This window comes from Amycolatopsis echigonensis, from assembly GCF_002846615.1.
Lineage (GTDB): Bacteria > Actinomycetota > Actinomycetes > Mycobacteriales > Pseudonocardiaceae > Amycolatopsis > Amycolatopsis echigonensis.
Genome location: NZ_PJMY01000003.1, coordinates 1,623,972 through 1,636,045 on the forward strand (window position 1 = coordinate 1,623,972; position 12,074 = coordinate 1,636,045).

11 protein-coding genes are annotated in these 12,074 nt (G+C 68.1%); 2 read left to right on the forward strand and 9 right to left on the reverse strand.

What is annotated here, in order from left to right; translation table 11 throughout:
- The first annotated feature begins 355 nt into the window (after positions 1-355).
- Together ATK30_RS12145 and ATK30_RS12150 are read left to right on the forward strand one after the other, a co-directional pair.
- Positions 356-697 carry an ArsR/SmtB family transcription factor gene (locus ATK30_RS12145; protein WP_101435697.1) on the forward strand — a complete coding sequence of 114 codons (342 nt, stop codon included), beginning with the start codon at positions 356-358 and terminating at the stop codon, positions 695-697.
- Positions 694-1,203, forward strand: a complete 510-nt coding sequence (locus ATK30_RS12150; RefSeq protein ID WP_101435698.1) for an SRPBCC domain-containing protein — start codon at positions 694-696, stop codon at positions 1,201-1,203. Before ATK30_RS12145 ends, ATK30_RS12150 begins: the two co-directional genes overlap by 4 nt.
- A 43-nt stretch (positions 1,204-1,246) precedes the next feature.
- Here ATK30_RS12150 and ATK30_RS12155 read toward each other — a convergent pair whose 3' ends face one another.
- The 9 genes from ATK30_RS12155 to ATK30_RS12195 all read right to left on the reverse strand — a co-directional run bounded on the left by ATK30_RS12155 (position 1,247) and on the right by ATK30_RS12195 (position 12,074).
- Positions 1,247-2,227, reverse strand: a complete 981-nt coding sequence (locus ATK30_RS12155; RefSeq protein WP_101435699.1) for an N-acetylglucosamine kinase — start codon at positions 2,225-2,227, stop codon at positions 1,247-1,249.
- The gene (locus ATK30_RS12160) at positions 2,224-3,489 is read right to left on the reverse strand and encodes a 6-phospho-beta-glucosidase (protein WP_101435700.1); all 1,266 of its coding nucleotides are present in this window, start codon (positions 3,487-3,489) and stop codon (positions 2,224-2,226) included. The genes ATK30_RS12155 and ATK30_RS12160 overlap by 4 nt, the downstream gene beginning before the upstream one ends.
- Positions 3,486-4,376 carry a carbohydrate ABC transporter permease gene (locus tag ATK30_RS12165; RefSeq protein WP_101435701.1) on the reverse strand — a complete coding sequence of 297 codons (891 nt, stop codon included), beginning with the start codon at positions 4,374-4,376 and terminating at the stop codon, positions 3,486-3,488. Before ATK30_RS12165 ends, ATK30_RS12160 begins: the two co-directional genes overlap by 4 nt.
- A 70-nt stretch (positions 4,377-4,446) precedes the next feature.
- Positions 4,447-5,436, reverse strand: a complete 990-nt coding sequence (locus ATK30_RS12170; RefSeq protein WP_101435702.1) for a carbohydrate ABC transporter permease — start codon at positions 5,434-5,436, stop codon at positions 4,447-4,449.
- Positions 5,433-6,809, reverse strand: a complete 1,377-nt coding sequence (locus ATK30_RS12175) for an extracellular solute-binding protein (RefSeq protein WP_101435703.1) — start codon at positions 6,807-6,809, stop codon at positions 5,433-5,435. The genes ATK30_RS12170 and ATK30_RS12175 overlap by 4 nt, the downstream gene beginning before the upstream one ends.
- A 25-nt stretch (positions 6,810-6,834) precedes the next feature.
- Positions 6,835-8,031 carry an ROK family transcriptional regulator gene (locus ATK30_RS12180; protein WP_101440771.1) on the reverse strand — a complete coding sequence of 399 codons (1,197 nt, stop codon included), beginning with the start codon at positions 8,029-8,031 and terminating at the stop codon, positions 6,835-6,837.
- Between the two features lie 355 nt (positions 8,032-8,386).
- Positions 8,387-9,394, reverse strand: a complete 1,008-nt coding sequence (nudC, locus tag ATK30_RS12185) for an NAD(+) diphosphatase (protein WP_101435704.1) — start codon at positions 9,392-9,394, stop codon at positions 8,387-8,389.
- Complete coding sequence (locus ATK30_RS12190; protein ID WP_101435705.1) at positions 9,394-10,785, reverse strand: M16 family metallopeptidase; 1,392 nt, start codon at positions 10,783-10,785, stop codon at positions 9,394-9,396. The genes nudC and ATK30_RS12190 overlap by 1 nt, the downstream gene beginning before the upstream one ends.
- A complete protein-coding gene (locus tag ATK30_RS12195) occupies positions 10,782-12,074 on the reverse strand; it encodes a M16 family metallopeptidase (RefSeq protein WP_101440772.1) in 1,293 nt (430 codons plus the stop codon). The genes ATK30_RS12190 and ATK30_RS12195 overlap by 4 nt, the downstream gene beginning before the upstream one ends.

The following is a 12,074-nucleotide window of genomic DNA, read 5'->3' on the forward strand; positions in this document are numbered from 1 at the left end:
GTCGAAGTTGTAGCGCGGACCGAGCGGGCCTTGCCATTCCACCGATATCCGCTAATCGTCGGGACAATCATGCAGGTCCGCCGCACTGGCATACGCCGCCGACGGCAAGATCACCGCGGCAACAGCCAGCGCGACGGTGAAAAGAATCCTCGTTCGATACATATTTCCCCCATCTTCGCTGTCGCGACTCCCCAGCGGGCCAGCAAACCAGAAGGTACCGCCCACAAGCCGCGATGTGCCGCATCCGGACGAAACGTCACCCGTACGGCCGTCGACGAGGTTGCCCCAGCCAGTCGTCCCACCCTCTCCGCCTGACCAGTTGACATGTGACCTTTTGGTCACCTAATCTCGGTGCGTGCCCGACGAGGACCTGGTTTTCAAGGCTCTGGCGGATCCGACCCGCCGGTTCCTGCTCGACCTGCTCTACGCACGGGACGGCCGCACGCTCACCGAGCTGGAGTCCGAAGTGGACATGACCCGGTTCGGGGTGATGAAACACCTCAAGCTGCTCGAGGAGGCCGACCTGGTCGTCTCGCGCAAGGAGGGCCGGGAGAAACGGCATTTCCTGAACCCGGTCCCCATCCGCCGGATCCACGACCGCTGGATCGACAAGTACACCGCACACCACACCTCGGCGCTGCTGGACCTCAAGGCTCAGCTCGAAGCCGAAGAATCCCTGAAGGAGCCCGAACAATGAGCGACACCACGACCGTGCAGGTCAACCGCGTCTACATCAAGGCCACCCCGCAGGCGGTGTGGGACGCCATCACCAAGCCGGAGTGGACGGCGAAGTACGGCTACACCGGCCTGGCCGAGTTCGACCTCAAGCGCGGCGGCAAGCACCGCACCAAGCCGACCCAGGAGTTCGTCGATTTGGGCATCACCAACGATCTCGTCGACGGCGAAGTGCTCGAAGTGGATCCGCCGCGCAAGCTGGTGATCACGTGGAAACTGCAGATGGACCCGAGTCTCGTCGCCGAGCCGTACACCACGGTCACCTACGACATCGAGCAAACGCAGACCGCGGGCACCCGGCTTACCGTCACGCACGACGTCACCGGTGCGCCCAACCACGCGGCGCTCGTGTCCGGCGCGCAGGAAGACGTCAACGCCGGTCCGGGCGAGAACGCGGGCGGCGGCTGGGCCTGGATCTTGTCCGACCTCAAGTCGCTCCTGGAGACCGGCAAGGGCATCGCGGCCTGACGCGAGGATGGGGTGGCTGCTCGCTTGGCCAGCCACCCCATCGTCACACGCGTTGCGTCGCGGCCTTCAAGGCAGCTTTCGCCGCGGCGGAGGCACCGAGTTTGTCCAAACCGAACAGTGCGGCTCCGACAACCGGGTTCACCTCCACCACGCGCACCCTCGCCCGTGGCGCCACTTTCAGGCACCGCCGTTCGATGTCCGCGATCACGGACGCGCCGACCCCGGTCAGCACGCCGCCGCCGAGGATGACCTCGGGAGCGGCCGTCGTGAGGTCAAGACGGCGCATGATCGCGGCCACCAGCAAGCTCACTTCCTCGGTGAACCGGGTCACGACGTCCTGCGCGACCTCGTCACCGGCGGCGGCTACCTCGAACAACAGCGGGCAGAGGCCGTGGATCGAGGCGGTGTCGATCTCCTCGAAATGCAGTCCCTGCACCACGTCCAGCAGCGTCGCAGCATCGAAGTACTCCGCTACCGCCGATTCCAACGCAGTCTTCGGACCACGACCGTCCTCGGCACGGACCGCCCACCACAGCGCTTCCTCACCCAGCCGATACCCTCCGCCCCAGTCGCCGGACACCTTGCCCAGCGCGGGAAAACGGTACGACCGGCCGTCCGGGGCGAAGCCAGCGCCGTTGATGCCCGCGCCGCACACCACCGCGACGCCGGTGCCGTCGGAGCTTCCGGCCCGCAGCAAAGCAAGCACGTCGTTGCCGACGTCCAAAGTGGAACTCCAGCCACGCGCCGACAAAGCCTGGCGCAATGCCTCTTCCTCCCGGGGGAAGTCGAGGCCGGCCAGGTAGGCCGAGGTGTGCACGGCGAACGGCGGGTCGGTCGGCAGTCCTCCGGAGCGCAGGGCTTCCCGGACGAATTCTTCCAGTGCGGCAACACATCCGTCGACTCCGACGCGCTGGGGAGAAACGCCGGGGCCGCGGGACGCGCCGAGCACGACGCCGTCCCGCGAAACCACCAGCACCTCGGTCTTGCTGTTTCCCCCGTCGATCGCGACGACGGTGTCGCTCATGCCCGGGCCCAGGGCAGGAAATCCCGGTTGCGGGCGACGAGTTCGTCGGCGAGCTGGTCCGCCTTCGCGTACTGGCCGACGAGCGGGTGCGCGAGCAACGCGTCCGCGACCCGGTCCCGGCCGCCCTTGATCGCGGCGTCCAGGGCCAGGTATTCATACGCCGTGACCCCGGCGATCAGCCCGGCGAACCGCGGGTCGACCGGAGGCTGCGGAATCGGGGTCGCGCCTGCGGAATCCACAGTGGACGAGACCTCGATCACCGCGTCGTCCGGGAGGAAATCGAACGTGCCGTTGTTGCGCACGTTCACCACGTGTTCCTCGGCGGCACCGCCGGAAGTCAGCGCGTGCACGAGCTGCACCGCCGCCTCCGAATAGTACGCACCGCCGCGTTTCTCCAGCGATTCCGGCTTCGTGACCTGCTCCGGGTCGAGGTAGACCTTCAGCAGTTCTTCCTCGACATCGCTGACCACCTCGGCACGCGGACGCTCGGTCTGCTGCTTCGCGACCTGTGCGTCGTGCGAGTAGTAGTACTTGAGGTAGTAGGACGGCACGGCCCGCATCCGCCGCATCCACTCGACCGGCACGCTGACCTCTTCACCGAGGTATTCCGCGTGCTGGGCAAGGAGTTCCGGCAGCCGGTCGACGCCGTCGACCAAGACCCCGCGCTCCCAGCTCAGGTGATTCAGTCCAGTGTGGATCAGCTTGACTTCGCCGGTGGAAGCACCGAGCAGCTTCGCGAACTTGCGCTGCAGGTTGATCGCGACGTTGCACAGGCCGACCGCGTGGTGGCCTTCCTGCAGCAGTGCGCGCGTGACGATGCCGACCGGGTTGGTGAAGTTGACGATCCAGGTGTCATCGCCCGCGATCTTGCGGACGCGTTCGGCGATGTCGAGGACCACCGGCACCGTGCGCAGCGCCTTCGCCAAGCCGCCCGCGCCGGTCGTTTCCTGGCCGACACATCCGCACAGGTGCGGGAATGTCTCGTCCGACGCACGGGCCTTCTGCCCGCCGACACGCAGCTGAATGAGGACCGCCGACGCGCCGTCGACACCCTCCTCCAGATTCGCCGTCGTGCGCACGCGGGCCGGATGCCCCGCGTGGTCCAGCAGCCGCTGGCTGAAATCGCCGACCGCTTCGACCCGGTAGGCGTCCGGGTCGATCAGCACGATCTCGTCGACGTCGAGCGAGGCCCGCCGTCCGGCGATGCCGTCGATCAGCTCCGGCGTGTAGGTGGACCCACCGCCGACCACTGCCAGTTTCATCCCTTGACTCCCGTGAACGTGATGCCCTTGACGAACGACTTCTGCGCGAACACGAACAGCACGATCACCGGCAGCATGATCAGCGCGGTGGCGGCCATCGTGAGGTTCCATTCGACGTGGTGCATGCCTCGGAAGGACGCGATCGCCAGTGAAAGCGGCCAGTTGTCTTTGTTCTCGCCGGTGTAGAGCAGCGGACCGAAATAGTCGTTCCAGGTGAACAGGAAGCAGAACATCGCGGTGGCCGCGATGCCCGGCTTCGCCATCGGGATCAGCACCCGCGTGAGCACCCGGAACTCGTTGCAGCCGTCGATCTTCGCCGCTTCCAGATAGTCCTTAGGAATGGTCAGAAAGAACTGCCGCAGCAGGAAGATCGAGAAGGCGTCGAAGAAGAAGTAGGGCACGATGAGCGGCACCAAGGTGCCGGTGAACCCGAGCCGTACCCACAGGTCGTACAGTGGAACGACGGTGACCTGCGGCGGCAGCATCATCGCGACGACGACGAGCATGAAGCACAGGTTTTGCCCGCGCCACCGCAGTTTCGCCAGCCCGTACGCCGCCGGGATCGCCGAGACGAGCGCCCCGACCGTCGCCAGCGCCGAGTACAGCAGGCTGTTGCCGAAGTACTCCAGCAACGGGGCCTTCTTGAACACCTCGACGAAGTTCTCGAAATGCCATTCCGTGGGCCACAGACTCGACGTCATCGCCTGGTCGCTCTTCATCACCGAGGTGAGGAAGACGAACAGCAGCGGCAGCATGAAGAGCACGCCGAGCGCGATGCCGATCGCGTGAGTGGCCACAAAGGACAGTTTCTTGTCCCAGCGCCGCTTGAACTTCTCCCGCGGATGCACCGGAGGAGCCGGACGCGGCGGTGCCGAAAGCGTCGTCATGCTCCCACTCCGCTCATGCGGGACACCCGCACCCGGTCGGGGCCATGAACAGGCTGCCGCAAGGGTATGTTCATGCCCCCTCCTCCTGATGTTGCGTCTTGCGCATCTGCCGCACCAGAATCCAGGTGAACCCCGCGGAGACCAGGAACAGCAGGACGGCCATCGCCGCCGCGTAACCCATGTTGAAGTACCGGAAACCCTGTACGTACAACCAGATCGGATACGTCAGCGTCGAGTTCTCCGGCGCGCCGATCAGTTTCGAGTTCCCCGCGACGTCAGCTGTCCCGGCGGAAGCGGAAGCGGCGACGATCGCTTGAGTGAAGAACTGCAGCGCGTAAATCATCGAGTTGACCACGCCGAACAACAGCACCGGCGAGATCGACGGAAGCGTCACGTGCCAGAACCGGCGCACCGGGCCTGCCCCGTCGAGTTCCGCGGCCTCGTACTGCTCCGCCGGAACGTCCAGCAACGCGGCCAGGATGATGATCATCAGCTCGCCCGAACCCCACAGCGCGAGCAGCGTCAGCGCGGGCTTCGACATTTCGGGGCTGTTGAACCACAAGCCGCCGTCAATGCCCACGAGCCGCAGGAATCGGTTCACCGGCCCGAATTCCGGATTGAACACGAAGACGAACGCAAGCGTCGCGGCCGCCGGCGGGGCGAGCGCGGGCAGATAGCAGAGCGTGCGGACAAGGCCGACGCCCGACTTCAGCCGCGAGATCACCGACGCCACGCCGAGCGAGAACAGCACCCGGCAGACGGTCAGGATGATCACCAGCCACAACGTGTTGTACGCGGCGGTTTTCACCAGCGGCTCGCTGGTGAACATGCGCACGTAGTTGTCGAACCCGATCCACTGTGGAGGGTTGATCAGGTCGTAGCGGGTGAACGAGTAGAACAGGGTCGCGCCGAGCGGATAGGCGAAGAAGATGAGGAATCCGAGGGTGGCCGGCGCCATGAACCAGAACACCGTGCGCCTGCGCTTGGCCCGGGGAGACCCCCTCCGCGCCTGGTTCGGCGCGGAGGAGGTTCCGGATTCCGCCGCGGTCAGCGTGGTCATCCGCCGGCGCCCTTCTGCGCCAGTTCGTCGTTGATCTGCGCGTCGACCTTCTTGAGGCCCGCCTCCAGGTCCGGCACCGACCCGGCCTGCCACTTCTCGGCGAAGTCGTTGACCGCCTTGAGGAACGCGTCGCCGATCGGCGTGGTCGGGTTGGCGACCAGCTTGCCGCTGTTGTAGATGTCGGTGAAGGTCTTGAACTGCGGCGGCATCTTCAGGTTCGGCGAGTTGAGCGAGTCCTTCGTGCTGGGCACGTTGTTGAGGCCGTTGGCCATCTCGACGAGGGTGTCGGTGTCGAGCGAAGCCTGCTTGATCAGCTCCCACGCCGCGCCGGGGTTCTTCGCGCCCTTCGGGATCGCGATGATCGTGCCGGTGCCGAACCCGCCGCCGTACTGGCTGGCCAGGCTGTCGAGCACCGGAGCGGGTGCGGTGCCGTAGTCGAGCGAGGGCACCTGGTCCTTGATGAACGCGGTGCGGAACTCGCCGTCGTAGATCATCGATAGCTTGCCGGTCTGGAAGCCATTGTCCTTCGAGTATTCGTCACCGAGACCGGCCTTGAACTTCTCGACCTTCTCGTGGCCGCCGTAGAAGTCGATGAGCTTCTTCTGGAATTCGAACATCTCCTTCCAGGCGGGGCTGGAAGCGAGCGACGATTTGCCGTCCGGACCCATGAACTTGGCCCCGAAGTTCGGCGCCCAGTACTGCGCCTGGTTGGCGTAGAACGGCATCGACGGCAGGAAGCCCGCGGTCTTGATCGAACCGTCCGGGTTGAACTCGGTGAGCTTCTTGACGTCCTCGAACAGTTCCGTGGTGTTCTTCGGCGGGCCGGCGATGCCCTTGGCCGCGAACTGCGTCTTGTTGTAGAAGAACCCGTACACGTCGGCGAGCATCGGCATCGCGCACCGCTTGCCCTGGTACGACGTGTAATCGCGGACCGCCTGCGGGATCTGCTCGAGATCGATCTTGTCGCGCTCGATATAGGGCTTCAGGTCCTGGAAGCTGCCGGTCGAGCACCACGCGCCGAGGTTGTCGGTGTAGAACGAGATCGCCACGTCCGGCGGGTTCCCGCCGCGGATCGACTGGGTGAGCTTGTCGTCGTCCTGGTTCCCCTCGTGCTTGATGGTGATGTTGGGGAACTTCGCCTTGAGCTTGTCCAGCGCCTTCGTGACGACGCCGTACTCGCGGTCGGTGAACTTGCTGTAGACGGTGATGGTGAGCTTGTCGTCCTTGTTCGGCGGCGCCGCGGCGTCACCGCCGCCGGCGGGCGCGGCGGCACCGCACGCGGCGGTCGCCAGCAGCGTGCTCGCCGCGACGGCGCTGAGCAGCAGAGATCCGCGCTTTCGCGCGAGTCTCCGGATGCGGGTGGGAGCGGACATGAACCCTCCTGTCCTTCGGGTGGGTCTACTCGGTCGGGGACGGGGCTAGCTCTCCGGCGGACCGGCGCGGCCCGAGGAGCGTGGGGGTGACGACGCCGAAGACGTCCTCACGGGCGGTGGCGAGCGCGGACTGCAACGCACCGGCGCGCACCGCGTTGCCCTGCACCGAAGCGACGCCGACGGGCGTGCGCGGCAGGACCAGTTCGTGCAGTTTTTCCGCGACGACGGCCGCGAACTCGTCGCCGCCGGCGCGGCTGGTCTCGCCGCACAGCAGAATGAGCTGCGGGTCGGCGACCGCGACGAGGCTGGCGACCCCGCTGGCGACGCGCCGCGCGAGATCGTCCAGAAATCCTTGGTGCGCACCGCGACGCGCCTGGGTGACGGCGTCCCATCCGCTGTCCGCGGAGATGCCGTGCGCCTTCGCGAGCCGGGTGATCGCGGCCGAGTCGACCAGGTTGCCGAACCGGGCGCCCGCCTGCGGCCAGCGGTCGCCAGTGTCCACAGTGGCCGCGTCCGGGACGCGCATCCAGTCGATCTCGCCGCCGCCACCGGTCGCGCCGCGCAGCAGCCGCCGTCCGATCACGACCGCGCCACCGACGCCTTCGGACAGCCAGACCAGCACGAAGTCGTCGACGTCCTGCGCGTTGCCGACGGTCATTTCCTCAACGGCGACAAGGTTTACGTCATTTTCGATCTTGACCGTCACGCCGAGTTCGTCGCTCAGCCGTTTCGGCACGTTGAACCCGAGCCAGCCCGGGATGTGCGGGGCCGAGGACAGCAATCCGGTACGCGGGTCGAACGCGCCCTGCGCGCCGATGACCACATTGGCCAGATCGTCGAGCTGCAGGCCCGCGGCCTTGGCGACCCGGCGCAGCGCCTGGCCGAACGAACCGACGACGTCCGCGTCCTCGGCCACCGGAAGCTGCACGCGGTACTCGGCGAGCACGGCCCCGGCGACGTCCGCGACCACGAAGTCGGCGACCTGCGGGGTGAGGTCGACGGCCGCGACGTGCGCGAGGCCGCCGTTGACCGCCCACAGCTGAGCGCGCGGTCCGCGTCCGCCGCCGGCGCGCTCCCCGGCTTTGCCGACGAGGTTTTCCTGCTCCAGCCGGGTGAGCAGCTGTGCGGTGGCGGGTTTGGACAACCCGATGGCGGCCTCGAGCTCAGCCCGCGTGAGCGGCCCGTTCCGCAGCAACGCCTCGATCGCCGCGCGGTCGTTCATCTCGCGCAACGTTCGCGGACTGCCGGCACGCACCTGGCTGCTCCTTTATTAGGAAACTTTACAGACGGTTTTCCGGGACTGTAGTGAGCGCGGCCACACGGCGTCAATGGGCTCGGGAAACAGCGGGGTAACGGCTTGGTACCGCGGGATGTCGGCGACCGGCACAGGGTGACCGGACGGGCGCGGACCGTACGCGGTCCAGACCAGCAGTGCCGGGTGGTCCGGGGACGCGGTGGCTCGAGACGGAGCCAGCTACGCGTTCAAGCTGCGCGGCGAAGGCCGACGGCAGCTGGGTGGTTGAGCAAAACTTTCCGGAACCAGGTGCGGGCCCGCGATCCAGGCCCGCACCTGTCCGTCACTCCTCAGCGTCCGCCCAGGCCTTGAGCATGACGCGGGCGATCGACGAGTTCCCCGGCAGCAGCAGATTCGACGCGCCGCCGGCGATCGGCGTCGGCACCCCGGTCCCGGCGTTGCGGAACGCGGCCCGGACGTCCTCGCGGGACACCCACAGCGCTTCCTCGATCTCGCCCTCGGCCGGGACCAGCGGCGCGTTGCGGTCCGCGCGCGCGGTGAAGCCCAGCATGATCGACCGCGGGAACGGCCACGGCTGGCTGCCCAGGTACCGCACGTCGCGGACCTCGATCCCGGCCTCCTCCCGGATTTCGCGGACGACACAGCCCTCCAGGGACTCCCCCGCCTCCACGAATCCGGCGAGCACCGAATACCGGTCCGGCGGCCAGATCGGCTGCCGCGCGAGCAACACGTGCGAACCGTTGACGCCGTCGAGGTCGTGCACCAGGCAGATCACCGCCGGGTCGGTGCGCGGGTATTCCTCGTGTCCCTTGGCTTCGCAGCGGCTGGCCCAGCCGAACTGGATCAGCTGCGTCGGCGAGCCGTCGCGGGAGCAGAAGCGCGACTGCCGCCGCCAGTGCCGCAGCGCCTGCGCGGTGGTGAACAGCCCCGCCGACGTGTCGTCCAGCCGCTCGCCGTATCCGCGCAGCTCGACCCACAGTTCGCCGTTGGCGCGCGGGACCTCTTCGATCACGCCCCAGCTGCCCGCCAGCCGCACGCTGTCGACGTCGCCCTCGATGCTGCCGGGCAGCGACCAGTAGTCGACGTCCTCCCATTCGCCGAGGAACACCGCGTCGGCGGGCGGTTCGGTGCCGAAGTCCATCGCCTTGCGGGTGGCCAGCGCGGAGCTGCCCTCGACGACCGGAGTCCGGCCCTTGTCGTCGAGCAGCACCACGCGGGCTTCCGACCATTTCGCGGCGAGCCGCTCCGGGTTGGTGCGCAAGGTTTCCTGACGGTCCGCTGTGGAACGCGACAGGGTCGGCAGGGCCCCTAGTTCGAACGGAACGCTCATCAGTCCTTCTCGCTTGCCGAAACGCCGAGCGCGGCCAGCTTCGGCGCGAGCAGGTCCGCGTCGCCGACCACTACGCCGGTGAACCGACCCGGCGCGAAGAACTCCGCCGCCGCTTCGGCGACCTGGTCCGCGGTGACCGCCGCGAGCCGCTCCGGGTGGCTCTGCAGCCACTCGATGCCGAGGCCGTTCGACGCCAGAGCCATCAGCTGCCCGGCGAGCCCGCTCTGGGAGGACGTGCCGGTGACGAGCGAGCCCATCGCGTACTGCCGCACCGATTCGACCTCTTCGGCCGTCGGCGGCACCGTGCCGAGCCGGAACAGCTCGTACCGGGTTTCCAGGTACGCCGCCGCGGTGACCTCGTTGGCCGTGTCCGCGTCCACGTTGACGACTGCCGTGTCGCCGGTGAACTCGAAGCCCGAGTGCGCGCCGTAGGTGTATCCCTTGTCCTCGCGGATGTTTTCCACCAGCCGCGAGGAGAAGTACCCGCCGAAGGCCAGGTTCGCCAGCTGCAGCGCGGGATACCGCGGATCGACGCGCGGCACGGTCTGCGCGGACAGCCGGATCTGCGACTGCACCGCGCCGGCGCGCGGCACGAGCAGAACGTTGCCGCCGGTCAGCTCGGGCAGCGGCGGCAGCACGACAGCCGAGCGGTCCGACTTCCAGCCGCCGAGCGCACGCTCCAGCTCGGCCGGAACCTCTTGCGGGTCAAGGTCTCCGACCAGCACGAGCACGGCGCCGCGCGGCAGCACCGAAGCGTTGTGCAGCGCGCGCACCTGCTCGGCGGTCACCTCGGCGACGTCCTCGGCCTGCGGGACCTCGCGCGTCGCCGGGTGGTCGCCGTACCGGTGCTTCTGCAGTGCTTCGCGCGCGATGGTGCGCGGCTGCGTCCGTGAGACCGCGATGCGCTCGATCAGCCGTTCCCGCTCGCGCGCGACCTCCGCGTCGCCGTACGTGGCGCCGGTGAGCACGTCGCCGAGCACGTCCAGCAGCGTCGGCAGGCCTTCGGACAGCGCGGTGCCGCCGAAGTACAGCCGTTCCGGGTCCACGCCCGTGTTGAGATCGCCGCCGATCAGCGCGACCTCGGCGTCGATTTCCACCCGGTCGCGCCGCGCGGTGCCGGTGAGCACGGTTTCCGCGAGCACCTCCGCGGTCGCCGCGTGCATCCGGTCGTCTCCCGCGAACGGGATCCACAGCCGCAGCTCGACCATCGGAACGCTCGCCTTGCGCACCGCGAGCACGCGCAGCCCGTTGGAGAGCGTGGTGTCCACATGGGACAGATCGGCGGCGGCGCGCTGGTGGCCCAGCGGGGGCAGCGGACGCGGTCCGGCCGCGGTGCGGCCGATCTCCTCGGCGCTGCGGTGTGCGGCTTTGACCTGTTCAGCCGAGGTCACTGTTCCGTCCCTTCGGTGCTTGCGGGATTCACGACGAGCACGGCGCGCGCGTCCGGGCGCATCGCCTTCGCCGCCGCCGACACAGCCTCGCCGGAGACCGCGGACAGCCGGTCGGCGAGCTGGTAGACCAGCGACGCGTCGCCGTAGAGCAGTTCGAACGCGCCGAGCGCCAGCGTGCGCGACACGAGCCGGTCGTGCTCCGCGTGCAGGCTCGCCGCCCAGCGCGCGGTGACCTTCCTCAGTTCCTGGTCGTCCGGCGGTGTGGACGCGAGCTTCTCCAGCTCCTCGTCCAGCGCGGCCAGCACGCGCTCGCGCGGCACCTCCGGCGGATGGATCGCGGTGATGGTGAACGTGTCCGGATCACGCGCCTCGAACGGGCCGAACAGCCCGGCGCCCGCCCCGATGTCGACCACCAGCGGTTCGACGTGCACCAGCCGCTGCTGCAGCCGCGAGCCGTCACCGTCGGTGAGTACGCCGGCCAGCACCAGGTACGCGAGGTAGCCGTCGAGGTCGTTGACCGGGTCCGGCATCCGGTAGCCGACGGCCAGCGCGGGCAGCGGCGCGTGCGCGTCGGTGTGCTCGCCGGTCAGCTGTGTGGTGGGCAGCGGCTCGAAGAACGACGGGCGGACCGGAGCCGGCCGGTGCGGGACGTCGCCGAAATGCTTCTGGATGAGCGCCTTCGCGTTCTCCACCTCGAAGTCGCCGGCGACGGTCAGCACCGCGTTGGCCGGCGAGTAGAAGGTGTCGAAGAAGGCGGCGCAGTCGTCCAGCGTCGCGCCCTCGAGGTCTTCGAACGCGCCGTAGCCGTCGTGCGCGTTGGCGAAGGTGGAGTACAGCACCGGCGGCAGCAGGATCCACGGGAACCCGCCGTACGGCCGGTTGCGGACGTTCAGCCGGATTTCCTCCTTGACGACCTCGATCTGGTTCGCCAGGTTCTCCGCGGTCAGCTTCGGCGCGCGCATCCGGTCGGCCTCGAGGAACAGCGCGCGCTCCAGCGCCGCCGCGGGCAGCACCTCGTAGTAGTCGGTGTAGTCCGGGTGCGTGGAACCGTTGAAGGTGCCGCCGCTGGACTGCACGTGCCGGAAGTGCGCCAGTTTCTCCAGGCTTTCGCTGCCCTGGAACATCAGGTGCTCGAAGAGGTGCGCGAAACCGGTCAACCCCTCCGGCTCGGAGCGGAAGCCCACGTCGTAGTGCACGCTGACCCCGACCACCGGCGCGGTCGGGTCAGGAGCGAGCACCACGCGCAGACCGTTGTCGATCGTGAAACGGAAGAGCTCGGGATCGGCCAT

Bases quoted from the DNA above. Each gene is read 5' to 3' on its own strand.
- ATK30_RS12150 (WP_101435698.1), top strand. From the start codon at position 694: ATGAGCGACACCACGACCGTGCAGGTCAACCGCGTCTACATCAAGGCC.
- ATK30_RS12155 (WP_101435699.1), bottom strand. From the start codon at position 2,227: ATGAGCGACACCGTCGTCGCGATCGACGGGGGAAACAGCAAGACCGAG.
- ATK30_RS12160 (WP_101435700.1), bottom strand. From the start codon at position 3,489: ATGAAACTGGCAGTGGTCGGCGGTGGGTCCACCTACACGCCGGAGCTG.
- ATK30_RS12165 (WP_101435701.1), bottom strand. From the start codon at position 4,376: ATGACGACGCTTTCGGCACCGCCGCGTCCGGCTCCTCCGGTGCATCCG.
- ATK30_RS12170 (WP_101435702.1), bottom strand. From the start codon at position 5,436: ATGACCACGCTGACCGCGGCGGAATCCGGAACCTCCTCCGCGCCGAAC.
- ATK30_RS12175 (WP_101435703.1), bottom strand. From the start codon at position 6,809: ATGTCCGCTCCCACCCGCATCCGGAGACTCGCGCGAAAGCGCGGATCT.
- ATK30_RS12180 (WP_101440771.1), bottom strand. From the start codon at position 8,031: ATGAACGACCGCGCGGCGATCGAGGCGTTGCTGCGGAACGGGCCGCTC.
- nudC (WP_101435704.1), bottom strand. From the start codon at position 9,394: ATGAGCGTTCCGTTCGAACTAGGGGCCCTGCCGACCCTGTCGCGTTCC.
- ATK30_RS12195 (WP_101440772.1), bottom strand. From the start codon at position 12,074: ATGGCCGATCCCGAGCTCTTCCGTTTCACGATCGACAACGGTCTGCGC.